Origin of the sequence: Bacillus sp. JJ1609, assembly GCF_036967045.1 — a bacterium.
Taxonomy (GTDB): Bacteria; Bacillota; Bacilli; order Bacillales; family Cytobacillaceae; genus Mesobacillus.
The window spans coordinates 556572-581010 of sequence record NZ_JBALSS010000006.1; the positions used below are offsets into that span (position 1 = coordinate 556572).

The following is a 24439-nucleotide window of genomic DNA, read 5'->3' on the forward strand; positions in this document are numbered from 1 at the left end:
CTTGCGCTTTTCTTATTTCAATAAGCGTAAGCTATTTAAGATAACCAGGATCGTGCTGCCTTCATGGCCAATTACACCATATGGCAAGTCGAGCAATTGCAGGAAGTTTGATGCGATCAGCACCATGATAACCAGAATCGAGAAGACAACATTCTGTTTGACGATTCTGTTCATTCGGCGGGAAAGATTGATGGCTTCAGCAATTTTCGGCAGGTCGTTTTTCATCAAGACTACATCTGCCGTTTCCAGCGCGACATCTGAACCTTCACCCATGGCGATTCCGACATTAGCAGTTGCGAGGGCAGGTGCATCATTGATGCCGTCGCCAACCATCGCCACATTGCCATACCGTTCTTTCAGCTTCTTCAATTCATCTACTTTCGTTTCAGGCAGACATTCTGCGATATGCTCATCCACATGGCTCTCAGCAGCAATTGCTTTTGCGGTGTTCCTGCTGTCCCCAGTAAGCATGACCGTAAAGATTCCTTCTGATTTTAACAGGTCGATGGCATGTTTTGTTTCTTCGCGCACGATATCTTTTAAGGCCATCAAACCTGCAAGCTCACCGTTCCGTTCAATGAATACAATCGTTTTGCCTTCACCGGCAAGTTTCAATGAAACCCCATCAGCAAATGCCTCAGCAGCTGATCGGCCGACAAAATCCGCTTTTCCAATTTTCCAGTCCTCGTTTTCAAAATGGGCTTTTACACCCCAACCAGAAACATCTTCAATGCTCTCTGGATGAACCAGCTCCTTGCCGAGCGTATCCCTGGCATACTTAACAATCGCATTCGCAAGCGGATGGTTGGAGTGGCTCTCGATCGAAGCGGCTTTTAGAAGGACTTCATCACGGTCAAGTCCATCGGCGACGATCAAGTCGGTTACTTCAGGCTTACCCTTTGTCAGCGTGCCAGTTTTATCAAAAGCAATCGCCTTTAAATGGCTCAGGTTTTCCAAATGGACGCCGCCTTTAAATAAGATTCCGTGCTTGGCACCATTTGAAATTGCGGACAAAGTTGCCGGCATGATTGAAGCAACCAATGCACATGGCGATGCTACGACCAGCAAAATCATGGCTCTATAGAAGGTTTCCGTCCAACTCCATCCCAGCAGGAAGTGGGGAACAAACATCATCAGCACGACCACTGCGAGCACAACCTTCACATAGGTTCCTTCAAATTTTTCGATAAAAAGCTGGGAAGGGGACTTCTCGCTCTGTGCGTTCTGAACAAGCTGAATTATCTTCTGAAACAATGTTTCATTATTTGGCTTTGTAATTTCTACAGTAAGCGAGCCTGTCAGGTTAACCGTTCCTGCGAAAACATCGTCGCCTGCATCCTTGGAAACAGGAATCGATTCTCCGGTGATCGCGGCCTGGTCAATCGTTGTCTGTCCTTTAGCAACTTTGCCGTCGGAGGGAATTCTTTCTCCCGGCTTCACCAAAATCAAGTCGCCTATTGTCAGCTTTGAGACATGTACTCTTTCCTCTGTACCGTTCGTAATCCGCAGTGCTTCCTCCGGCTGAAGCTCCATTAGTGAGGAGATTTCCTTGTGGCTCTTGTTCATCGTGTACGTTTCCAGTGCGCCGCTCATTGCAAAAATAAAAATTAAAATAGCGCCTTCCGTCCAGTAGCCGATGATCGCAGAGCCAATCGCAGCGAAAATCATCAGCATTTCCACATTCAGTTCTTTCTCCTCGATTGTTGCTTCTATGCCTTCTTTCGCTTTCGCAAACCCGCCAATCACATAGGCGAGTATAAAAGCTGTAACGGAGGCTGTCTCTGAATCTCCTTTACTGAGGATCCAGCCGAGAGCAATCAAGATTCCGCTGATAATCGCGGCAATCAATTCCGCGTGCGGCTTTATTTTTTCCATTAAACTAACTTCAGGAACAGACTTTTGCTTCATTAACGCATTCGCTCCCTGAGCCATGTTTCTCTCCTCCTTTTCAACCTCTAATTGATACTAATAATCACAATCAATACCCTTAAAAAACACGAAAGCTGTCATCGGAATGATGACAGCGAAAAGCCAGAGCAAATGATACATATAGTTTTAACTATTATGTTACCATACAATATATGATTTATAAAAGAATTATGCTTTTGAATAAGGAGACATATTAATGACAACTAAAGACTTTTTCACCCACCCGCTGGGAATCACGGTTTCAGCAGCTGGTGCGACCCTTCTTTGGGGGAGTGCTTTTCCGTTTATAAAATTAAGCTACAAAAGCCTTGATATCAGGCCGGAGGAAATGGGTGAACAGATGCTGTTTGCTGGGTACCGTTTCCTGCTTGCCGGGCTTCTCATCCTCATTTTGTTCCTGTTACTGAAGAGGAATATGAAGTTTAGGCCGGATACGACTCTTCCGTTATTAAAGATCGGCTTATTCCAAACCTTCCTGCAATATGTCCTATTTTATATCGGGCTCAGTTACTCAACTGGGATTCAAGGCTCCATTATCGCTGGGACGACTTCATTTTTTCAAATCCTGCTAGCCCATTTGCTCTATCCTGATGACAGGATGAACCGTTTAAAGGTCGGAGGGCTGATGATTGGCTTCACAGGGGTTATTTTTGCTAACTGGCCGAATGGAGAGTATGAAATACACTTCGGGATTGGTGAAGTCTTATTGATGCTCGCGATGCTTGCAGGAGCCTATGGCAATATACTTGCGAAGCAAGGCAGTGCAAAAATGGAGGTCATTTATATGACCGCTTATCAGATGATCCTAGGGTCGATTGGCCTCGTTGCCATTGGCGGGTTTTCTGTAGGGCTAGTGCCTTTCAGTTTTGACCTGAAATCGATACTGATGCTTGTTTACCTGGCATTCCTGTCAGCAGCGGGCTTTATTTTATGGAATAATGTCATGAAATACAATCAGGTCGGAAAAGTTTCCTTATATTTATTTTTAGTGCCGGTATTCGGTGTAATCTTATCATCCATTCTGCTCGATGAACCGCTGCATTATTTTGTTATTGCTGGATTGATATTAGTCGTAGCCGGAATCGTGCTTGTGAACCGGCCAGCAAGAAAAGCAGCAAAAAACAGCCTCCCTTCAAAATAGGGAGGCTGTTCTGCTTTATAAGCTCAGGCTGACTTTGGTTCGTGTTGGGATGAGCCTTCAGGCCGGACTGCTACAAGTGCGATGAAAATAAGCAGCAGCATCGTGCTGACGACATAGAAAAAGCTGATTCCTTCTAATAGTTCAATCGCTACACCACCGATGAATGGACCGCTGATGCTGCCAAAGCTGAAAAAGATCCCGCACATCAGGTTTCCTGCCGGCAAGAGCTGCTTAGGAAGCAAATCGGCCATATAGCTAATGCCGAGGGAAAAAGTGGATCCAACTAGCGTTCCTGCTAGGAAGAAGCAAATCAGTAAGCCTGTTGTAGAATCCTCCAGAAGCCCAGCAGCGGTAAAGCAAATGAATCCAGAGAGCGTAATTGTAATTAAGACCGTTCTCCTGCCAAGCTTGTCGCTAAGGATTCCCAATGGCAGCTGGGAGAGAATGCCGCCTGCCGCAAAAGCGGGCAGTAGGATTGCAACAGCATCTACTCCAATTCCGGACCTCATAGCATATACCGGGAAATTTCCGTTCAGGCTCGCCTCTAAAAATCCAAATCCAAAAGGCGGAAGAAACGCTACCCAGGCATATTTAAATACTTTTCGAAACCGTTTCATCGTCCCGAAAAATGAAGTGCTCTCAAGATCGTGTTCCGGGTGCTCATTCTTCAACAGCCAGACAATCAGCCAAGCAGCAAGGCTGACAGCAGATGAAATGATGAACGGCAATGTTGTACTAATCTCAACAAAGCGTGTCATCAGCGGACCGGCTGCAAAACCGAGGCCGAAGAACAGACCGTAAATCGATATATTCCTGCCGATCCTTTCTTTTGGCGTAAAGGATGTAATCCATGTCTGTGTGGCAAAATGAAGCATATGGTCGCCAATCCCGATGGCAAACCTTAATAGGAACCAAAACCAGAAAGACTTCCATAACGGGAACATGGCAAGCGATACAGCCACTGCCAATCCGCCGACTAAAATGATTGGTTTGTAGCCAAATCGCCTCAGTGGCGCTTCCATTAATGGCGAAGCAATCAAAATACCTATATATAACCCTGTGGCATGCAAACCATTCATCGATGACGATACGCCATCCTGTTCAAAAATAATCGCAATCAAGGGAAGTAGCATCCCCTGTGAGAACCCAGAAATAGCCACAATGATGACCAAAATCCAGAAACGAAGCTTTTTGCTGATGTTCATGTGAAAAACTCCTGACTGATGTTTTGTACTTCTTTAGATGTTAACGATATAAAATTTCAAAGGCAATGTTTTTTTAGTTTAATTAAGGGAAAAAATAGTGTAATCTCTTTATGAGCAATTGCGGTAAATTTTTCTAATTTAAGTATTTCCGCTACGAATACATATAAAGGGTGATGGCGAAATGGAATTTAAAATGAAACCAGATGTTGGCTTTTACACGGAAGTTGGCTTTGGCAGGCTGGATGTTGCCGGTGATGATGAGTACGGATTCAGGCCATACCAATTGCTTGTCTCTTCGGTTGCAGTTTGCAGCGGCGGCGTTCTGCGCAAGGTTTTGGAAAAAATGCGAATGGAAATAAAGGATATACATATTACAGCCGAGGCAGAACGTATTGAAGAGGAAGCAAGCAGGGTTAGCAAAATCATGGTGCATTTTCGCATTGAAGGAAATAATCTTGATGAAAAGAAAATTGAAAAAGCCATGGTGCTGACAAGGAAAAACTGTTCCATGGTCCAATCCGTAATTGGCAGCATCGAAGTGGAAGAAACGTTCGAAATCATTCGCGGGTAATTGCTTAACTTTTAGGCTCTGTTAAAGGTCAATGTTGTTTTTAAGCCTGTGGAGCTGAAATCAACAGTTAAGTTAACAGAGACAACTTTTAAAAGTTAAGGATTTCTTAAGTTCGCGAATACAAGGAATAAAAAAAGAATAGTGAGGATTGAACAATGGCAAATAAGATTTTTATGATTTTAACATTTATCGGTGTCCCATTGTCTGTCATCGGGACATTGATGCATTGGCCTAGTATCATGTTATTCATCGTATACTGCTTGACCATTATCGCTTTAGCGAGTTTCATGGGAAGAGCGACAGAAAGTTTGGCAATAGTAACTGGCCCGCGTATCGGGGGTTTGCTGAACGCTACTTTCGGAAATGCGGTAGAACTTATCATCTCTATTTTCGCTTTGAAAGCAGGTCTTGTAGGTGTAGTACTAGCTTCACTTACAGGTTCTGTATTGGGCAACCTGCTGCTGGTAGCCGGACTTTCCTTCTTTGTTGGAGGACTAAAGTACAAACGCCAGCATTTCAATGTATATGATGCAAGACATAACTCAGCACTTCTAATGTTTGCGGTAATCGTTGCATTCGTCATTCCAGAAGTTTTTTCAATGCAAATGGATAAAACCGAAACGCTGAACCTGAGTGTAGGTGTATCGATTATATTGATTGCTTTATATTTGGCGGCTCTTTTCTTCAAGCTTGTAACCCACCGCGGGGTATATCAGCCTAATACTGAGGGTGGGGCTGCGCACCATGATGAAGAACCAGAATGGGGCAAAGGCAAGGCAATCATGGTTCTATTAGCAGCAACAGTAGCTGTCGCTTATGTAGCGGAAAATCTTGTCCACACTTTTGAAGCCGTCGGTGAGTCATTCGGCTGGTCGGAATTGTTCATCGGGGTTATCATCGTTGCCATTGTTGGTAACGCAGCAGAGCATGCATCAGCGATCATCATGGCCTATAAAAATAAAATGGATATCGCAGTTGAAATCGCAGTTGGTTCTACATTGCAAGTAGCCATGTTCGTGGCCCCGCTGCTAGTTCTTGTTTCTTTATTATTTGAAACGAAAATGCCGCTTGTTTTCTCAATGCCTGAGATGATCTCAATGGCGGTATCAGTTCTGTTGATGATCAGTATTGCGAATGATGGAGAAACAAACTGGTTTGAGGGACTTACACTTCTAGGCGCATATGTTATAATGGGTATTGGATTTTACCTGCTTTAATATAATAGAAACAATGAACTCTGTTCCGAGAGGACAGGGTTCTTTTTTCGCTTTAAATAAGTGTTCCTTGAAATGTTTTGAGAAGGAGATATTTTAATATGGCTTTTTTCTATCGCGTTCTATTTTTCATCATTGGGTTAACGGTTCTTTCTTTTGGAATATCAATGACCATTAAAGCTGGATTGGGGACAGGTGCCTGGGATGCCTTGAACGTTGGGCTTTCGGAAACAGTCGGACTTACACCAGGCAGCTGGGTCGTTATCGTCGGAATCATTTTGATCTTTGTTAATGCGGCTTTAGTAAAAAGAAGACCGGATATTGCAGCCGTCATTACGCTGCTCATCACCGGAGTTTTAATCGATTTTTGGATTTTGCGAGTGTTTGACGAATTAATCGTGACAGGTTATGTAAAGCAATTTGCGGTATTTATGCTTGGAATGGTAACCCTTAGTCTCGGCCTGGCCATTTACCTGCAGGCGAAATTCCCGCTGATACCCATTGATAACTTCATGATGGCGTTAAGGGAAAGATTTGGCCTCAACTTAATGGTAGCCAAAACACTGGGGGAAGTAATTGCCCTGTCGGCGGCTTTCATTTTTAAAGGTCCGATTGGAGTCGGCACACTGATCGTAACATTCGCGATAGGTCCGCTCATTCAATTTTTCTTCCCGTTTTTTGAAAAATTGATAAACCAGCTGGTTCTGTCAGACAGATAGATTGCAGAAGATAAATTTTCAAACCTTGGATAAAGTGCTGCGACTCCGAAAACACTATAAACAAACGTATAAGTTTCTTGTAGTGAAAGGAGTTCAACAGCATGAAAAAAACAGCAGCTATCCTTGTTTTGACGATGGTTTTCATGATGACCATTTTAACACCTGGATTTGCTAAGGAAGGCAAGGCAAATAAAGCTCCTCAGCCAAAACAGGCGGAAAAAGCGAAGTATACGATACCTAACTCTGTTATGAACATAACAAAGGATAATACCTATCCTAACCCGACAGAGGATTTGCCGTTTCTTCAGCCAAGTGATCTGACGAAGAGCTTGATCAAAACTTCAAAGGTGAAAATCGAAAATCCTGACTTAATCCGGATGCTTAATGAAACGACGATCAACAGCACACCGTTCGCAATTGGCTACCGAGCGATTGTTTACCTTGGTGAATGGCCTTTGACCTATGAGTCAACTGAAACATCGCCAAACTGGGAATTCCAGAAAATCAATACGAATTATTTTGACAATCGTGGCGGCAATGCAATTTATCAAATTCATTATGTACAGGAGCAGCAAAAGGTTGTAAAGGGCGGATTGACAGCGAAAATTAAGAATGCTGAAGATGTCCAGAAGATGATGCTGTTAAAAGCAGCCCAGAATAGCGGACTCCCGCTCGCGTTCGAAACAATTGTCGGTGGAGGAACGAAGAAAGACCATATCTACAACATCCAGCCTAAGAGACTTGGCTACCTGTACGCCTACGCGCCTGCCATCAACGAAAAAGGCAAGGTCACATACGGCGAGGTCTATCTGATGCTAAAAGGCAATAAGAAATTCATTGTTGTAAAAAATGTTGTTACTCAAGGAATCGGCGCTTGGATACCAGTCCAGGACCATGTAAGCTTCGGTTTTGTATCAAGCGAGAGACCGAGATAAGATAATGGAAATTTAATTAAAGCCTGATCCTTTGTAAAAAGGGGTCAGGCTTTTTACATAATAAGGAAAAAAATTAGCAAAGGCAAAAATCTTTAACTTATCGGCATTGAATTAACGGTAATTTTTTCCTCTTGACAAAAGGTAGATATATCCTGTTTATCCGTTATGTAATCCGGGAATTAGATAGGCATAACAAATAAAACAATTATATTTTCTAAGGAGGAAATACATTATGTCACAGAATATCCTTTCAAATAACCAGAATTCAATGGACGACAACAACTCAAACTTCACTTCTTCAACGGAAAATGCCTATTACGATACGACAACAGGTACAACAACATACGCGAGCACAACGAACAATGACTCATACTCAAACAACTCGGATTACTCAAACAACTTCGCAAGTGAAAGCTCTTACTCAAGTAGCTCGAACAGCAAGCTGATGAAGGGCGTTCTGATTGGCGCTACGATTGGCGGTGTATTGGCTATGCTCGATTCCAACACTCGTTCTAAGGTGAAGGATACGGCAGTCAATGTAAAAGATACATCAATGAATGTTCTCAGTGAGGTGAAAAATAATCCTACTGATGTAAAAGAACAGATGATGAGCAGCTTCAAAGAAGCGTCAAGCATCTTGAAGGAAGCCATCAGCGATGCTCAAAACCTTTACCAGCGCCTGAATGAGGATGTGTTCAGCAAAATGGGTGATGTAAAATCATTATCCAATGAGGCGTTGAACACAGCTTCAAAAGCAACTGAAGGGCTAAAGGATATTGGTTCAAAAGTAAAGGAAGCAGGTACAACTGCAATGGATAATCCTGTTGTGAATTCTGCAACTGGTTCAACTTCATCCAGCAGCTCTTCCACAGTAAGTTCTACTAATGCTGCAGGTGCCTATGCAACAGGAATGGACAGCCAGCCTGCTGATACACCAGGATTAGGCAATACTTCCAACACATTTGCGGTTTCCCCTGAAAACCAGAACAACGACAACAATCGCTAATCTTACTACACCATGCCAGCCCTGATTCGAGGGCTGGCTTTTTATATTTTTTGCAAGTATAAATCGTTCGACAAACCCGCAATCCCATTATTTTGCTTGTTTCTTAGGAGAGAGGAATGGGTAATTTACTCATACATACTTCAGAACAGATATTATGGGAGGATTAATATTATGGGGAAAGATTTTAAAACTCGCTCTAACAGGAGTCTATATGATAGAGAAACAGCAACAGGCAAAATATCGATGGCCGCCTCGGCACATCCAGTCGCCACCGATGCAGGAGAAAAAATCCTTAAGGATGGCGGCAATGCAATTGATGCCGCGATCGCAATCCAATTTGGCTTGAATGTCGGGGAACCGATGATGACTGGCATTGGAGGCAGCGGATTTTTCATGGTGTACCATGCCGAGAGCAAGACCGTTAAAATATTTGATGGACATACACGAGCACCATCAGCAGCACATCCAAAGTTGTTCTTGGATGAAAATGATGAAGTGATTCCTTTTCGTAAAAGATCAACGCACGCTTCTGCTATCGGGGTACCGGGAATTTTAAAAGCAATGGAAGAAGCAAGAAAAGAGTATGGGACAAAGCCTCTTGAAGAACTGATCGAACCAGCGGCACAGGCTGCAGAAAAAGGCGTGGAGGTTAACTGGGTGATGGATTCTTCATTGAAGAATTTCGAATACCGTCTTGGTGACCATGCAAGAGAACTTTTTATGCCGGGTGGAAAGTCATTATGCGAAGGAGATATCTATCAGAAGGACCACCTCGCAAAAACATTTCGCATTCTTCAAAGAGATGGTATTGAGTCGTTTTATGAAGGAGAAATAGCAGAAGCAATCGTCTCTACATTAAAGGAACTCGGGGGCATCATGGAGCTTTCCGATCTTAAAAGCTACAGAATATCAATAGACGAGCCTGTATGGGGCACATACAGAGGGCACAAGATTGCTTCTTGCAATATGCCAAGTGCAGGCGGGACAACCATGCTGCAGATTTTGAAGATTCTCGAAGGCTTCGATTTAAGCAAGTATAATGCGAAGTCTTGGGAAAAATATTATCTGTTTACAGAAGCAATGAGAATTGCTTTTTCTGATAAAATTGCCTTTGCAGGCGATCCGGAGTTTGGTGATATTCCTCTTAAAGGCCTGTTAAATGAAGAATATCTTGCGAAACGCCGTGGGCTGATCAATTTTGAACACAGGAATGATTCAGTTGATTTCGGAAATCCATGGGCTTATTCCGATGGACAAGAAATCAACGTTGTAAGACAGCCGTTTGAACCGGAAAAAGAACGTAGTGAGACCACGCATTTCACTGTCATGGATAAGTGGGGAAATATCGTTGCATGTACTTCCACTGTTGAACACCCATTCGGCTCTGGAATCATGGTCAAAGATTACGGTTTTGTTTTAAATAATGAATTGACTGACTTTGATGCTGTACCTGGCGGGCTGAATGAAATCCAACCAGGAAAACGCCCTGTCAGCTGTAAAACACCAACAATCGTTTTTAAGGATGATGAGCCCGTATTGACGCTTGGTTCTCCAGGCGGTCCAACGATTGTAGGCTCGGTATTCCAAACGATTGTCAACGTACTTGATTTCGGCATGGACCTTAAAGAAGCAATCGAGGAGCCGAGGATTTTCAACAGCTCTGGACCTTTGATTGGCTGGGAAGCTGGCATCAGCATGGAAAGCAAAGGAAAACTGGAATCGATGGGATTTGAATTTGCTGATGGCCCCTTCCCGATCGGCAACGTGCAGGCGATACAAATTGACCGTGAAAAAGGTTTACTGTATGGAGCAGCAGATTCAAGCCGTGAAGGTAAAGCCGCCGGGCTGGATGAATAAAATGATGAGCAGGCCTATGACTGGTCCTGCTCATTTTATATTTTAGATCGCCTTATAAAAGGGTAAGATAAAAATACTCATTCGATAATTGTCAGTTAATATTGCAGAATAACGAATTTTTCGGTAGGATGTAAACGATGGTGAAAGGAGAGATCAGTTTGGGAAATCCGATTAAAGATAACAATACACAAGTTGTGTTTTTGAAGCAGCGTTTAGATATGTTCGCAGATTTGCTTGATGCAATTGATCCGGAAGAAGCAGATTTAGAAGACATCGATCGCATGATCCAGATCGTTGAAGAAATGGATGCTAAGTGCCGTGAATTCAAGAATCGAGACCAGTAAAGAGACCTTTTTGATGAGGTCTCTTTTTTTTTTGTGTAATATCTCGAAGAGTGGTTTTCGTAAGAGGTACAGAAAACTCGGATTGCAAAAATCTTGATCAGTGCTTGGGGTGAGAGGGTACTATAACAACTCAGCTTAAAAAAAACTTGATGAGTGGTTGTCGGAAGGGGGTACGAGAACAACTCAGCCCGGAAAAATCTCGATGAGTGGTTGTCGTAAGGGGTACGAGAACAACTCAGCCCGGAAAAATTTCGATGAGTGGTTGTCGTAAGGGGTACGAAAACTATTCAGCTCGATAATATCTTGATGAGTTGTTCTCGAGAGGGTTATTAAAATATTCTGCCTGAAAATTTCTAGTCGAACTATTCTGGTTTAGCTCCATAGAATCCTGCACATTTTTTCCCTGTAACCGATTCCACTTTTCATCTTTAATTCAAAAGATGATAGGAGTATAATGGTAACGAGAAATTGTTATTAATTTTCACATAGATAATAGATTGACGACCATGGGAGCAGAGAGAGGGGTAGACAAATGAATATCGAAAAGTTTCAGGAAAGCATGTACCAGCTGATCGTTGAAACATCCACTAACCTTCCTAAGGATGTACGCAGGGCAATTAAGGCTGCGGCGGAACGCGAAAATGCGGGAACTCGTTCAGCAATGAGCCTTGCAACCATTACCAACAATATTAAAATGGCGGATGACAATGTATCGCCAATTTGCCAGGATACTGGCCTTCCAACTTTTAAAATTAAGACACCTGTAGGCGCGAACCAGATCGAGATGAAAAAGGCGATTAAAAACGCGATTGCTCTTGCTACTAAAGACGGTAAATTGCGTCCTAACTCTGTTGACTCGCTTACTGGGGATAATAGCGGTGACAATCTTGGCGATGGAACTCCTGTCATTAAGTTCGAACAATGGGAAAAAGATTACATCGATGCCCGCCTGATTTTAAAGGGTGGCGGATGTGAAAATAAAAATATTCAGTACAGTCTTCCAGCAGAGCTTGAAGGACTTGGCCGTGCCGGCCGTGACCTCGATGGAATCCGTAAATGCATCTTGCACTCCGTTTACCAGGCGCAGGGACAAGGCTGCAGCGCTGGTTTCATCGGAGTTGCCATTGGCGGCGACCGTTCTTCCGGATACGATCTTGCGAAGGAGCAGCTGTTCCGTTCCGTTGAAGACGTGAATCCACATGAGGATTTGCGCGAACTTGAAGCGTATATTTTGGAAAACGCGAACGAACTTGGAATCGGCACAATGGGCTTTGGCGGAGAAACGACTCTTCTTGGGTGTAAAATAGGCGTCATGAATCGTATTCCTGCGAGCTTCTTCGTTTCAGTTGCCTACAATTGCTGGGCATACCGCCGCCTGGGTGTAGCGGTGCATCCAGAAACAGGAGAAATCCAGGAGTGGATGTATCAGGAAGGTGAAAAAATCGACTTCGCACAGCCTGTTGCTGCCCAGGAAATCGCGGCAGCGGTTGAAGCACCGGCAGAGCCTGAGGTAGTCACATTGACAGCTCCAATTACAGAAGAGCAAATCCGCCAGCTTAAGGTTGGGGACGTTGTGAAAATCACCGGCATGATGTATACAGGACGCGACGCAATCCATAAATATCTTTCAGACCATGATTCGCCAGTCGATCTGAACGGCCAGGTTATTTATCACTGTGGACCTGTCATGCTGAAGGATGATGAGGGCAAGTGGCACGTGAAAGCAGCCGGCCCGACAACAAGTATTCGTGAGGAGCCTTACCAGGGTGATATCATGAAGAAATTTGGCATCCGCGCTGTAATCGGAAAAGGCGGCATGGGCGCGAAGACACTCGCAGCACTCCAGGAACACGGCGGCGTGTATTTGAATGCCATCGGCGGAGCAGCTCAATACTACGCTGATTGCATCAAATCTGTCGAAGGTGTTGACCTGATGAACTTCGGCATCCCTGAAGCAATGTGGCACTTGAAGGTAGAAGGTTTTACAGCAGTCGTTACAATGGATTCACACGGCAATAGTCTGCATCGTGATGTTGAAAAATCATCACTTGAAAAGTTGGCCCAGTTTGCAGACAGAGTTTATAAATAAATCGGAAAAGGAGGCTTGCTGAATCGGCAAGCCTCCTTTTACTTTTTCTTCTGTTTTGCAAGCAGGTCACGATCCACATTTCCCGGAGGCCTTTCCATCCAGTCATTTTCAATCTGGAGATTACCGCCGTCCTCAGCGAAATTGGCCGTCTCCATAAAAAATCTTGTGTAGGTCGAACCCAGATCATGCCGCGGACTGACAGCCATCGAGTCGCCAAAATTACGGACCTTTGCAGAAGATAGATTAGAAATATGGAAAAGCATTAATTTATCGGAATATGGTGCTTCGGTTGAATCGGTAATTTTGAACTGGCTTGGGACTGATACTGGCAAATCTTCTTTATTCAAGATTTGCGATAAAATATTGTGCTGTTTAATATTAATCTTTTTCCCGCGTAAAAAATAATTTCGTACTTCCTTATTTTTCGCTACCTGGCTGAAGCCCATGACCAAAATGGTTTTAATCGCGTTTACCTGGATATTTGAGAATAAGTGTGCGATTTCCAGCGCGGAAAGTGGCCTTTTATCTCCAAAAAAGCCATTAAAGTAGCTTTGCTTTTCTACAAAAACTACAGTTTTAGGAGCAGGAATGAATGGTGTACGCAAATGCAATCCCTTTTTAAGCATGACCTCGGTTACCTTGTTAGATAGTTGAAGCGTTGAGATATTGAGGTCAGTAAGGTAATTTCTTAGCTCCATTTTTGAAAATGAAGGAAGTGCTACACTGTAATACAAAGCCCCGTATTTCACCATCATATCAAGGTAATTAATATAGAAGCTATCTGAAAATAACCGCGGCGCAGCTTCATGTACATCATCAGCAGCCGAGAATCCCTGCGGTAAAGCAACCCCCTCCGTTTCGAAAAAACGTTTCAGGTCAGACAGGATTTTTTTACTCAATTCATCCGCTGTTGTCAGGCAGTCTTTTATTTCTTCATCCTCAATGTTCAGCAAAAAATGCTTGAACATGCAAATTGCCATCGAATTAGCCATGTAAATATTCCACAGGTTTCCTATTTCTCCGGAGGTCCAATCGATTTTTTGTTCTTCAGTCATGTTATTCTCCTTAGAATTCATATATGTAAATACTATTTGCTAAAAATAACTATATATACTGATGAGAATTTTTTTCTCTCCCTGACAAACAATAAGAAAAACACCATGGGAGGAACATCATGAAACTGATTTATAAAATTATGTTTGCTGCCAACCTGCTCCTATTAACAGCGTTGCCTGCGGTTGTTCAAGCAGAATATTCAAACTCCCCTTTGCACTGGGGGTTTAAGAAAGGCCGGAACGGCAGGCAAGCTGATGCTGGCAGAATGTTTGAAGTTATCATAGAAGAACAAGGCGCTGTGTATAAAGGCGACAAAAATAAAAAAGACATTTATCTCACATTCGATAACGGCTATGAGAATGGCTATACTGAAAAAATTCTCGACGTATTGAAAAAAGAAAAGGTGCCAGCAGCGTTTTTCGTAACCGGGCACTATCTAGAAAGTGCCCCTGAACTAGTGGAGCGAATGGTTTATGAAGGCCATATCGTTGGCAATCATTCATGGCACCATCCTGATATGACACAAATCAGCGATGAAAAGATCAAAAAAGAATTGGAAATGGTCCGTGCTGAAACGGAAAAAATCACCGGCAAAAAACATATGGCCTACTTACGCCCGCCTCGCGGCATTTTCAGCGAAAGGACCATGGCTGTCGCGAAGGAGGCAGGCTATACCCATGTATTCTGGTCGCTTGCATTTGTTGACTGGAACACTGATCAGCAGAGGGGCTGGGAATATTCGTATGACAAAATCATGAGCCAGATTCATCCAGGCGCCGTCCTCTTGCTTCATACTGTTTCAAAAGATAACGCCGACGCCCTCGGGAAAGTAATCAGTGATCTTAAGGAACAGGGTTATACTTTCAAAAGCCTGGACGATTTGATGATTAGCCAGAGCGTGAAGAACCCAATGTTGTATTGAAATTGAAGATGAGGTCCCGACACTCGTTGCCGGGACTTATTTGATTTCAGGAAGTAGGGGAATTAAAAAAATACTATAATTTCCAGTTCGCTGATAAATTGAAATTTTCGCTGATAAAAATGATTTTCGATTTTATAACTCTATTTCGCTGATAAAAGCTTTTTCCGAGTGAATGGAGAGGGACTAACTACATGAAATGCCGTTTTAAATGCAACTATTTCTAAGCAAACTTCTACTCCAACTTCAATAAAACGCAATTTTTCGTAAATCCGTTGTGGAAATGCTATAATACGGGGAAAATACATAAGGGCGGATTGTTTATGTGGGAAGAAACGGTGTCGATAAATGGACCGTATAACTTTGATTTAGCATTGAGCCGACTGGCGTTAGATCCATTAAACTCAGTTGAAATCGAAAAGCGCTCGGTTAAAGTGCCGTTAATGATTAATGGCACGAAGATTGTGGCAGAGGTGATTGGAACAGGAACGCTTGAAAATCCTGAATTTCTTGTCCGTGCCAATCATGAAAAAGAAAAAACCATTCAGCGGCTGACGGAAATTTTTCAATGGGATACAGAATTAATCCATATTCATGAACATTACCAGACAACAGAGCTGAAGGACCTATTCAATCAACATTACGGCACCCCGCTCGTACTGGAGTTTGATCCTTTTTCCAGCTTGATTAAAAGCATCATTCACCAGCAGCTTAATCTTAAATTCGCCTTTACATTAACAGATCGTTTTGTGAAGACGTTTGGAGAAGAAATGGATGGCGTCTGGTTTTATCCGACACCGGAAAAAGTGGCCAGTCTCACGGTTGAGCAGCTGCGGGAATTGCAGTTCAGTGGACGGAAAGCGGAGTATGTCATTGGAATCGGTGAGCTTGCAGCTTCGGGTAAGCTTGATTTTGAAATATTAAAATTAAAAACTGATGCGGAAATTGCACAGGAATTAATTAAAATTCGCGGTGTCGGCCCCTGGACGATTGAGAACTTTTTAATGTTTGCACTCGGGAGGCCCAATTTATTGCCGATGGGAGATATCGGGATCCAAAATGCTTTGAAAAAGTACTTTAACCTCGAGCAGAAGCCAACAATCGCCGAAATGGAAAAATATAAAGAACCATGGAATCCTTATTTGAGCTATGCTTCGCTCTATTTATGGAGAAGCATTGAGTAATTGGAGTGAAGTTTTATGAAAAAAGGTTTTGAGAAAAAAGATCAGGCAAAAAAAGACTTTGTGAAGAAAGATCAGGCAAACAAAGGCTTTGCGAAAAAAAATAATGCAAAACAAGGTTTTACGAAACAAGATGATACCGTCAAAATTCAGCTGAAGCAGACGTTTCCGCTGACAATCAAGCGGCTCGGAATCAACGGCGAGGGAGTGGGCTATTTCAAGCGGCAGGTTGTATTTGTTCCCGGTGCTCTTCCTGGTGAGGAAGTAGTCGTCGAAGCGACAAAGGTTCATCCGAAATTTTCCGAGGCGAGGATTAAAAAAATCCGCAAGCCATCAGAGCACAGGATCAAGCCACTTTGCCCGGTATATGACCAGTGTGGCGGCTGCCAGCTGCAGCATCTGCATTATGGCCAGCAGCTGAATGAGAAAAGGGATATTGTCATCCAGGCACTGGAGAGGCACACGAAGCTGAAGATTGACCAGCTTGAGATCAGGCCGACGATTGGTATGGAGAATCCGTGGGGCTACCGGAATAAGAGCCAGTTCCAGGTTGGTGAAAAGGACGGAAAGGTGCTCGCAGGCCTGTATGGATTGAACTCCCATAATCTAATCAATATCGAGCAATGTGCCGTCCAGCATCCTGCGACAAGCAAAGCGACTGAAGTGGTAAAAGCGATTCTCCAGGATTTGAAGATTCCGATTTACAATGAGAAAAAGCACCAGGGGTTAGTAAGAACGATTGTTGCGAGGACCGGTGTCCAGACAGGTGAGCTGCAAATCGTGCTGATTACAACGAAAAAAGAGCTGCCGAAAAAGGATATCATCATTCAGGAAATCAAGAAGCGCCTGCCAGAGGTGAATTCGATTGTCCAAAACGTCAATGGTGAAAAAACCTCAGTCATTTTCGGAAAAGAAACAGCAACTCTTGAAGGAAACGACTTCATCCAGGAAACGCTAGGCGACCTGCAATTTGAGCTATCAGCGAGAACCTTTTTCCAGCTCAATCCTGAACAGACGGTGAAATTATATAATGAAGCAAAAGCGGCTGCTAAGCTGACGGGTAAAGAAAAGCTGGTAGATGCTTACTGCGGAGTCGGGACGATCGGTTTGTGGATGGCTGACCAGGCTGGTGAAGTTCGCGGAATGGATGTTATTCCTGAATCGATTGAGGATGCGAAGAAAAATGCGGAGAAGCATGGTGTAAAACATGCAAAGTTTGTTGTCGGCAAGGCCGAGGAGCTGCTGCCGAAATGGCTCAAGGAAGGCTGGCGTCCTGACGTCATCGTAGTAGACCCGCCACGCACAGGCTGCGACCAGGAATTTTTAAAAACCGTGCTGAAAATCAAGCCGAAGACATTCGTCTACGTATCGTGCAATCCATCCACTCTGGCCAAGGATATCCAGACATTGGGTTCTCACTATAAAGTAGAATACATCCAGCCAGTGGATATGTTCCCGCACACTTCGCAAATAGAGAGCGTAACGAGACTGGTTTTAAAATAGAGGAGGAATTCAATTGTTAAGTGACAAGCTGGTTAAAGGTTTAACAGAGCAAATGAATTATGAGTTTTATTCTGCGCATGCGTATCTTGCGATGGCTGCATATTGTTCAGCAGAGAATTTAGATGGCTTTGCAAACTTCTTTCTTGTACAAGCAGAAGAAGAACGATTCCATGCGATGAAGTTCTACAATTTTATCAATGATATGGGTGAGCGCGTGACGGTTGAAGGCTTCCATGCTCTGTCAAATGAGTTTTCATCCGTGCTGGATGTTTTTGAAAAAGGCCTTCAGCATGAGAAAGAAGTAACGCGCCGCATCTATCAATTGGCAGACATTGCCCTCGATGAGCGTGAGCACGCGACAATGACTTTCCTGAAATGGTTCATTGAAGAACAGGTTGAAGAGGAAGCGATGTTTGATGGGCTAATCCAGAAGCTTCGAAGAATTGATCAGGACAGCAACGCCTTCTTCATGTTAGAGAGCGAGCTGGCACAGCGCACTTTTACAGCACCTGAATAATCATTATGAATTCTAAAGCAGGGTTTCCTAATAAGGAATCCTGTTTTTTTTATTGTTTAGGAAATTATAAAATAATTAACTTGTGGATAAGTATATGTATTTATCTTAATCCAGCTCCAGCGCCTAGCCCCTCGGGTCATAAGCCGCCCCACTGTGGTGGCTGGGGAACTGCCTCCTCGCGGTTCGTCTTATGCCTGTCGGGGCTGACCAAGGCGCTTGCGCTTTTTGTTCTGCAATGGATTTCGTTTAGCGGGCTTACCCTTGTGGTATACGACCAATGAGGGGCATGGCTTTAAGTGTGTTTATTGTGGCGTCTACAAGTAATGGCAACCGGATACAATTACATACATATTTTTTGATAGAACATGCTCTCACATCATGATTGGGAGGAATGAACCAGTGAAGAAAGACGATATGAAACACCCTGTGAACGTATCTTCAAAAGATCAGCAGCTTGAGCAATATAGATCCGGACACGACGGGGAAGCGTTGACAACGAATCAGGGTTTGCGTGTATCTGAAGACGAGCATTCCTTGAAGGCGGGAGTCCGTGGACCGACATTGATGGAGGATTTTCATTTTAGGGAAAAAATGACCCATTTTGATCATGAGCGAATTCCTGAACGTATCGTACATGCCAGGGGATATGCTGCTCATGGATATTTTCAGGTTTACGAGCCAATGGCTGAATTCACGAAAGCAAAGTTCCTTCAGGATCCTAGTGTGAAAACTCCGGTATTTGTGCGCTTTTCAACAGTAGCTGGTTCACGCGGATCTGGTGATACAGTACGGGATGTCCGCGGTTTTTCAACTAAATTTTACACAGAAGAAGGCAATTACGACCTTGTAGGAAACAATATTCCTGTCTTTTTCATTCAGGATGCTATCAAGTTTCCAGACTTAATACATGCAGTCAAACCAGAGCCACATAATGAAATCCCGCAGGCCGCGTCAGCACATGATACATTTTGGGATTTTATTGCGAATAACACCGAATCTGCCCACATGATCATGTGGCACACTTCAGACAGAGCAATTCCCCGCAGCTACCGGATGATGGAAGGTTTCGGGGTGCATACATTCAGGTTCGTGAATGAGCAGGGCAAGGGCCGCTTTGTGAAATTCCATTGGAAACCGGTGCTTGGTGTGCATTCATTGGTATGGGATGAAGCGCAAAAAATAGCCGGGAAGGATCCGGATTTCCACCGCCGTGACCTTTTTGAAGCAATTGAAAAGGGGGATTATCCAGAGTATGAGCTAGGTGTCCAGATGATTGAAGAGGAAGATGAGTTCAAATTTGATTTTGATGTTTTGGACCCCACAAAACTTTGGCCGGAAGAATTAGTCCCTGTCAAGATCGTTGGGAAAATGACGCTGGATCAGAATCCAACGAATTACTTCGCTGAAACGGAGCAGGTTGCATTCCATCCGGGACATGTCGTACCGGGCATTGATTTTTCAAATGACCCGCTTCTTCAAGGCCGTTTATTCTCATATACCGATACACAGCTGAGCCGCCTTGGCGGGCCGAATTTCCATGAGCTGCCGATTAACAGGCCAGTTTGTCCGTTTCATAATAACCAGCGTGATGGCATGCACCGGATGACGATCGACCGCGGCCAGGTTGCTTACAATAAGAACTCGCTGCAGGGGAACACTCCAAAGCCTGTGCCTGCAAGTGAAGGTGGATTTGAACATTATCAGGAAAAAGTGGAGGGAAGAAAGGTTCGCGAACGCAGCGACAGCTTCAAGGACCATTATTCACAGGCCATTCTTTTCTGGAACAGCATGTCAGAGGTTGAGAAGCAGCACATCATCGACGCCTTCAGCTTTGAGGTAGGGAAAGTGATGAGTAAGGATGTCCAGCAGCAGGTTGTCGACATGCTTGGCAATATCGACACATTCCTTGCAGAACAGGTTGCAATCAGTGTAGGGGCAAAGAAACCAGCGAACAGCAAACCGATGGAAGTAACACATACATCCCCAGCACTGAGCCAGATGAATACAGTTAAGCTGCCGAATACAAGGAAAGTCGCAATTCTAGCTGACAATGGCTTTAACGGAGCTGAGGTAACGGGCTTGATGGAAATGCTGAAAAAGAGCGGGATTACGGCTGAAATCATCAGCAAAAACCTTGGAATGATCAAGAGCGACGACGGCAATGAGCTCGAAGTGAATCATACGTTGCTGACGAGCAGTTCAGTGCTATACGATGCCCTTTATGTAGCTGGAGGACAGCCAAGCGTTGACAGCCTGATGCAGAAAAAGGAAGCAGTATACTTCGTCGACGAGGCCTACAGCCACTTTAAAGCAGTCGGCGCCGGGAAGGAAGCAGCTGGCATGCTTGCAGCAGCGGGAATCATCCTTGAGAGCGGAGCACCGGGTGTTGTCGTGTTCGAAAGTGGTAAAGAAGTAACAGGCGACAGCCAGAAGTTTATCGACGCCATCATCCAGCACCGCCACTGGAGCCGGAAGATGTAGTCCCAGTCCAGACCAGCCAAAACAAGTGTGCAATAAGAACAAAAAGAGAAACGGATCAAATCTGTTTCTCTTTTTTCAAAATTTAACACTTTAAAGCGCTGGGGGTCAGACCCCCAGTAAAGTAACGCGTTGAAGTGGCGGGGGTCTGACCCCCGGTGCGGTGATGCGGTGAAGGGGAGGGTTATTTATGAGGGCTATTGTTTTTGGTGCGCATAGTGCTGTTGGGGAATTTGTGGTTAGCAAGCTTAGGGAACACGGGCATTCGTCCTGTGCGGTCGTTGGAAATGAAAATCAAATCGAGCTGTTTAAAAAGCGAGGCGCAACTGATGTGGTTGTGTATGAAAAGAGCTCCCTCCAGAGCTTATTCCAGGGTTACGATGCAGCGATTTTTCTTACTGGCATCAGTCCGAAAGCGCAGACTGGCAAAACGGTGATGGTGGACCATGAATCAGTCATTGACACGGTGAAGGAAGCGGATAGACAGGGTGTGAAACGCTTTGTAATGATGAGCCCCGTCAGTGCCAACGAGGCTGTTGGTGATCAAAGCCGTGAAATCGCAGCAAAGGAAATGCCGGATGAGTTTCTAAGGCAGTCGGCCCTGACATATACTGTTGTGCAGCCAGGTGCATTGAATGATAAACCTGGAGAGGGAAAAATCTCTGCTGCAGTCACGCTCGAATCTGATAATCTTGAAATCTCAAAGGAGGACCTAGCCGAGGTGCTGGTTACAGCCCTAGATTCCGAGAGTACCTTCAACAAAACGATTGAGGTTGGTGAAGGAGACACCACTATTGAAAAAGCACTTGCTTCAATATAACAGCGGGAAATCAACAGGCAAGGGTAACAGAGTCAATTGCAAAAAAAGCGAAGCTTACAAAAGGGTAGTCATTGGAAAGGAGGATTCTAATGGGCTTGACTGATTATCTAGTAATAGGATTGTTTGTTTTCATCGCATTGATCATCATAGTACCAATCCTGCTATTTATCTATCTATATATTAAAGACGACAGGCAAAAGCAGCATTCTATTCTGCGGAATTTCCCTGTGATTGGGAAGGTCCGCTATTTTACCGAGCATATTGGACCGGAAATGAGACAGTATCTGTTTAATGCCGACAATGAAGGCAAGCCGTTTTCGCGGAAGGAATACCAGGACGTCGTCAAAGCAGGGAAATATAAGGAGAGATTGATCGGCTTTGGCTCTCTTCGCGATTTTGATGCCGAGGGTTTTTACATTCGTAACACGCTCTTTCCTAAGTTGACGGATGAAATGAAGGTAGACAATGCGGAAAAAATAAAGACGAGAGTGTATAAGATTGATGGTGAATCTCTTTTTACGAGAAAGGAGCATAATGAGGAAAAATTAGTAGATCCATATTTCTTGCATGATGAAGACGCTGTCGTGCTCGGGGAAAAAACATGCACCCATCCCTTCAGGGTAAAAGGGCTGGTCGGCCAGTCGGCAATGAGTTATGGTGCACTTGGCGAAAGAGCCATCCAGGCGCTCTCAAAGGGGCTCGGCCTTGCCGGAGGAACGTGGATGAATACCGGTGAAGGAGGTTTGTCCGACCACCATCTCTCTGGAAATCCGGATATCATCATGCAAATCGGACCGGACCTATTCGGAGTCCGTAAACCGAGCGGTGAATTTTCCTGGGAAGAATTCAAGCGCAAAAGCGAGCTTCCTCAGATAAAAGCATTCGAAATCAAGCTTGCCCAGGGAGCTAAAACACGCGGTGGCCATGTTGAGGGTGAAAAGGTAACCGAAGAAATCGCAAAGATCCGTCTCGTTGAGGTCGGGAAGACAATCAACAGTCCAAACCGTTTCTACGAATTTGGAGATGTCCCATCGATGTTTGATTTTATCGAACAGCTCCGCGACATAGGAGGAAAGCCTGTTGGCATTAAGATCGTTGTGGGTGATTTGGATGCGCTTGAAAATATGATTTCTTATATGAAGGAAAGCGGAAAAGGTCCGGATTTCATTACCGTTGATGGCGGTGAAGGAGGCACAGGGGCGACTTATCAGGAGCTGGCAGATTCGGTGGGACTGCCAATTCAATCAGCCCTTCCTATAGTTGATGAAATGCTAAAGCATTATGGTGTCAGAGATAGAGTGAAACTGATAGCCTCAGGGAAAATGATCACTCCAGATAAAATTGCAATTGCACTTGCGATGGGTGCTGACCTCGTGAATATTGCGCGAGGCTTGATGATCAGCGTCGGCTGCATCATGGCTCAGGTGTGCCACACGAATAAATGTCCGGCTGGAGTTGCGACGACTGATAAAAAGCTTCAGGACGGCCTGATTGTCGAAGAAAAACATTACCGCGTTTGCAACTACATGATCTCGTTAAGGGAAGGGCTGTACAATCTGGCTGCAGCAGCAGGAATAGACAGCCCGACACAGTTTGAACGCAAGCATATTGTCCACAAAGATAAACTAGGGAGAATATCACCAGTTGAAGACATTCTCCATGCAGCAAGAAGAACCCAGCTGCAAAAAGAAGGATAAACAAAATGCCTGTTCCCGATTAGATGGGGCAGGCACTTTGTCTGTTTACTTTGTAACGAGCAGATAGTAGATGGATCACTCTGCAAATTGCAGATACTCAATCACATTGCCGAATGGGTCGCGGAAGCTAATGAATTTTCCCGGCGGGCAGTCTGTTGGCACCCCGACAAGGAAATCGGCATTAGCTGCTTTTAGCTGATGAAGTGTCTGTTCAATATCATCGGTTTTTAATGCAAGCACGACACCAGAAGGATGGTTGTCGTTTTTATATGAAACTTGATCGGACTCTTCCAATACAAGAGGAAGGTCTCCATTAACGAGCGTGACAATCTTCGGTCCGTACTGTTTGTTTACTTCAAAGTTTAAAACCTTCGTATAGAAATCAATTGCTTCCTGCATATTAGGGACATAAATGCTGATGACACATACCTGGCTCATAATTCATCTCCTTAAAATTTGAATGTATTACATATTCTATTAAATGGAAAAAAACTCCTTTTAAAGTGAGCAGAAAATTTTCTTATCAGTCATTTTATGAAATAATAAGATAATATCGCTATTTATAGGGGGTTACTTGCTTGGCGGGTAAAACAGCTTTAATTGCCGGTGCAACCGGACTTGTTGGAAATGAATTGCTTCAATTTCTGTTAAAAGGAAAAGAATATGATAAAGTAGTTGCGCTTGTGAGACGGCCGCTTGCGATAAAAAATCCAAAGCTTGATGAAATAATCGTCGATTTTGATAAACTTGAAGATTACAGAGAAAGTTTTGCTGTGGATGATGTATTCTGCTGCCTCGGTACAACGATTAAAAAAGCAAAAACGAAGGAAGCAATGTGGAAGATTGACGTAGATTATCCTGTAGCAATTGCAAAACTGGCAAATTCACTGGGCACCAGAAAGTTCATGTTGGTGAGCTCAATGAATGCTGATCCCAATTCCCCGATTTTTTATTCGAAAATGAAAGGGAATCTGGAGGAGGCTATTAAACAAATCCCATTTGAAACCACTTCTATCTTCCGTCCATCCTTGCTTTTGGGAAACCGCCAGGAATTCAGGCTGGGAGAAAAAGCAGCTGCAGCTATTTTTACGAAGGTGCCATTCCTTTTTGCAGGACCGCTTAAGAAATATAGAGCAATTGAGGGAAAGACGGTTGCTTCTGCAATGTATAAGGCAGCCCAGGAAAATAAACCTGGAATAACAATCTATCCTTCAGAACAAATCCAAAAAATCGGCGGCTGATTGTCCGGCCAGAATGA

At 44.0% G+C, this 24439-nt stretch carries 21 protein-coding genes; 17 read left to right on the forward strand and 4 right to left on the reverse strand.

Features of this window, described 5'->3' with window-relative positions:
• Positions 1-12 precede the first annotated feature (12 nt).
• Entirely contained in the window at positions 13-1932 is a 1920-nt protein-coding gene (locus V7654_RS07375) for a heavy metal translocating P-type ATPase (RefSeq protein ID WP_335429593.1), read from the reverse strand.
• 193 nt (positions 1933-2125) lie between these two features.
• Here V7654_RS07375 and V7654_RS07380 point away from each other — a divergent pair, with 193 nt between their 5' ends.
• Entirely contained in the window at positions 2126-3070 is a 945-nt protein-coding gene (locus V7654_RS07380; RefSeq protein ID WP_335429594.1) for a DMT family transporter, read from the forward strand.
• A gap of 23 nt (positions 3071-3093) precedes the next feature.
• Here V7654_RS07380 and V7654_RS07385 read toward each other — a convergent pair whose 3' ends face one another.
• A complete protein-coding gene (locus V7654_RS07385) occupies positions 3094-4275 on the reverse strand; it encodes an MFS transporter (RefSeq protein ID WP_335429595.1) in 1182 nt (393 codons plus the stop codon).
• Positions 4276-4456: 181 nt separating this feature from the next.
• Between V7654_RS07385 and V7654_RS07390 the strand changes: the two genes are divergently transcribed.
• The 8 genes from V7654_RS07390 to V7654_RS07425 all read left to right on the forward strand — a co-directional run bounded on the left by V7654_RS07390 (position 4457) and on the right by V7654_RS07425 (position 13010).
• Positions 4457-4846 (forward strand): OsmC family protein, encoded by a 390-nt coding sequence (locus V7654_RS07390; protein ID WP_335429596.1) that lies wholly within the window; start codon positions 4457-4459, stop codon positions 4844-4846.
• Between the two features lie 155 nt (positions 4847-5001).
• A complete protein-coding gene (cax, locus tag V7654_RS07395) occupies positions 5002-6063 on the forward strand; it encodes a calcium/proton exchanger (protein WP_335429598.1) in 1062 nt (353 codons plus the stop codon).
• Between the two features lie 98 nt (positions 6064-6161).
• On the forward strand, positions 6162-6779 hold the full coding sequence (locus V7654_RS07400; protein ID WP_335429599.1) for a YczE/YyaS/YitT family protein: 618 nt from the start codon (positions 6162-6164) through the stop codon (positions 6777-6779).
• 101 nt (positions 6780-6880) lie between these two features.
• On the forward strand, positions 6881-7714 hold the full coding sequence (locus tag V7654_RS07405; protein ID WP_335429600.1) for a YfkD famly protein: 834 nt from the start codon (positions 6881-6883) through the stop codon (positions 7712-7714).
• A 232-nt stretch (positions 7715-7946) separates the two neighbouring features.
• On the forward strand, positions 7947-8720 hold the full coding sequence (locus tag V7654_RS07410; RefSeq protein ID WP_335429601.1) for a YtxH domain-containing protein: 774 nt from the start codon (positions 7947-7949) through the stop codon (positions 8718-8720).
• Positions 8721-8891: 171 nt separating this feature from the next.
• Positions 8892-10577: a gamma-glutamyltransferase gene (gene ggt / locus V7654_RS07415; protein WP_335429603.1), complete on the forward strand. Its 1686-nt coding sequence runs from the start codon at positions 8892-8894 to the stop codon at positions 10575-10577.
• A gap of 158 nt (positions 10578-10735) precedes the next feature.
• Positions 10736-10921: an SE1561 family protein gene (locus V7654_RS07420; RefSeq protein ID WP_207501850.1), complete on the forward strand. Its 186-nt coding sequence runs from the start codon at positions 10736-10738 to the stop codon at positions 10919-10921.
• 532 nt (positions 10922-11453) lie between these two features.
• Complete coding sequence (locus V7654_RS07425) at positions 11454-13010, forward strand: fumarate hydratase (protein WP_335429606.1); 1557 nt, start codon at positions 11454-11456, stop codon at positions 13008-13010.
• Between the two features lie 38 nt (positions 13011-13048).
• On the opposite strand, the gene V7654_RS07430 is transcribed toward V7654_RS07425, so the two are convergent.
• Positions 13049-14065: a DUF3231 family protein gene (locus V7654_RS07430; protein ID WP_335429607.1), complete on the reverse strand. Its 1017-nt coding sequence runs from the start codon at positions 14063-14065 to the stop codon at positions 13049-13051.
• Positions 14066-14184: 119 nt separating this feature from the next.
• On the opposite strand from V7654_RS07430, the gene pdaA reads away from it, so the two are divergent.
• From pdaA to V7654_RS07465, 7 genes are all read left to right on the forward strand, one after another.
• Complete coding sequence (gene pdaA / locus V7654_RS07435) at positions 14185-14988, forward strand: delta-lactam-biosynthetic de-N-acetylase (RefSeq protein ID WP_438825260.1); 804 nt, start codon at positions 14185-14187, stop codon at positions 14986-14988.
• Between the two features lie 320 nt (positions 14989-15308).
• The gene (locus tag V7654_RS07440; RefSeq protein ID WP_335429608.1) at positions 15309-16169 is read left to right on the forward strand and encodes a DNA-3-methyladenine glycosylase family protein; all 861 of its coding nucleotides are present in this window, start codon (positions 15309-15311) and stop codon (positions 16167-16169) included.
• A 15-nt stretch (positions 16170-16184) separates the two neighbouring features.
• Entirely contained in the window at positions 16185-17669 is a 1485-nt protein-coding gene (gene rlmD, locus V7654_RS07445) for a 23S rRNA (uracil(1939)-C(5))-methyltransferase RlmD (protein WP_335429609.1), read from the forward strand.
• Positions 17670-17682: 13 nt separating this feature from the next.
• Positions 17683-18186, forward strand: coding sequence for a ferritin (locus V7654_RS07450; protein ID WP_335429610.1), 504 nt, complete (start codon positions 17683-17685; stop codon positions 18184-18186).
• A gap of 378 nt (positions 18187-18564) precedes the next feature.
• The gene (locus V7654_RS07455; RefSeq protein ID WP_438825261.1) at positions 18565-20667 is read left to right on the forward strand and encodes a catalase; all 2103 of its coding nucleotides are present in this window, start codon (positions 18565-18567) and stop codon (positions 20665-20667) included.
• 187 nt (positions 20668-20854) lie between these two features.
• A complete protein-coding gene (locus V7654_RS07460) occupies positions 20855-21484 on the forward strand; it encodes an NAD(P)H-binding protein (protein ID WP_335429612.1) in 630 nt (209 codons plus the stop codon).
• A gap of 89 nt (positions 21485-21573) precedes the next feature.
• Entirely contained in the window at positions 21574-23181 is a 1608-nt protein-coding gene (locus V7654_RS07465) for an FMN-binding glutamate synthase family protein (RefSeq protein WP_335429613.1), read from the forward strand.
• Positions 23182-23256: 75 nt separating this feature from the next.
• On the opposite strand, the gene V7654_RS07470 is transcribed toward V7654_RS07465, so the two are convergent.
• Entirely contained in the window at positions 23257-23619 is a 363-nt protein-coding gene (locus V7654_RS07470; protein WP_335429614.1) for a VOC family protein, read from the reverse strand.
• 140 nt (positions 23620-23759) lie between these two features.
• Between V7654_RS07470 and V7654_RS07475 the strand changes: the two genes are divergently transcribed.
• On the forward strand, positions 23760-24422 hold the full coding sequence (locus tag V7654_RS07475; protein WP_335429616.1) for an oxidoreductase: 663 nt from the start codon (positions 23760-23762) through the stop codon (positions 24420-24422).
• Positions 24423-24439: the final 17 nt, after the last annotated feature.

What these genes read in the sequence shown, in the direction of transcription:
- pdaA (WP_438825260.1), top strand. Translation starts at nt 14,185, where the DNA reads ATGAAACTGATTTATAAAATTATGTTTGCTGCCAACCTGCTCCTATTA.
- V7654_RS07390 (WP_335429596.1), top strand. Translation starts at nt 4,457, where the DNA reads ATGGAATTTAAAATGAAACCAGATGTTGGCTTTTACACGGAAGTTGGC.
- V7654_RS07385 (WP_335429595.1), bottom strand. Translation starts at nt 4,275, where the DNA reads ATGAACATCAGCAAAAAGCTTCGTTTCTGGATTTTGGTCATCATTGTG.
- V7654_RS07410 (WP_335429601.1), top strand. Translation starts at nt 7,947, where the DNA reads ATGTCACAGAATATCCTTTCAAATAACCAGAATTCAATGGACGACAAC.
- V7654_RS07470 (WP_335429614.1), bottom strand. Translation starts at nt 23,619, where the DNA reads ATGAGCCAGGTATGTGTCATCAGCATTTATGTCCCTAATATGCAGGAA.
- cax (WP_335429598.1), top strand. Translation starts at nt 5,002, where the DNA reads ATGGCAAATAAGATTTTTATGATTTTAACATTTATCGGTGTCCCATTG.
- V7654_RS07405 (WP_335429600.1), top strand. Translation starts at nt 6,881, where the DNA reads ATGAAAAAAACAGCAGCTATCCTTGTTTTGACGATGGTTTTCATGATG.
- V7654_RS07375 (WP_335429593.1), bottom strand. Translation starts at nt 1,932, where the DNA reads ATGGCTCAGGGAGCGAATGCGTTAATGAAGCAAAAGTCTGTTCCTGAA.
- V7654_RS07465 (WP_335429613.1), top strand. Translation starts at nt 21,574, where the DNA reads ATGGGCTTGACTGATTATCTAGTAATAGGATTGTTTGTTTTCATCGCA.
- V7654_RS07380 (WP_335429594.1), top strand. Translation starts at nt 2,126, where the DNA reads ATGACAACTAAAGACTTTTTCACCCACCCGCTGGGAATCACGGTTTCA.
- V7654_RS07455 (WP_438825261.1), top strand. Translation starts at nt 18,565, where the DNA reads ATGATTGGGAGGAATGAACCAGTGAAGAAAGACGATATGAAACACCCT.
- rlmD (WP_335429609.1), top strand. Translation starts at nt 16,185, where the DNA reads ATGAAAAAAGGTTTTGAGAAAAAAGATCAGGCAAAAAAAGACTTTGTG.
- V7654_RS07440 (WP_335429608.1), top strand. Translation starts at nt 15,309, where the DNA reads ATGTGGGAAGAAACGGTGTCGATAAATGGACCGTATAACTTTGATTTA.
- V7654_RS07425 (WP_335429606.1), top strand. Translation starts at nt 11,454, where the DNA reads ATGAATATCGAAAAGTTTCAGGAAAGCATGTACCAGCTGATCGTTGAA.
- V7654_RS07400 (WP_335429599.1), top strand. Translation starts at nt 6,162, where the DNA reads ATGGCTTTTTTCTATCGCGTTCTATTTTTCATCATTGGGTTAACGGTT.
- V7654_RS07460 (WP_335429612.1), top strand. Translation starts at nt 20,855, where the DNA reads ATGAGGGCTATTGTTTTTGGTGCGCATAGTGCTGTTGGGGAATTTGTG.
- V7654_RS07430 (WP_335429607.1), bottom strand. Translation starts at nt 14,065, where the DNA reads ATGACTGAAGAACAAAAAATCGATTGGACCTCCGGAGAAATAGGAAAC.
- ggt (WP_335429603.1), top strand. Translation starts at nt 8,892, where the DNA reads ATGGGGAAAGATTTTAAAACTCGCTCTAACAGGAGTCTATATGATAGA.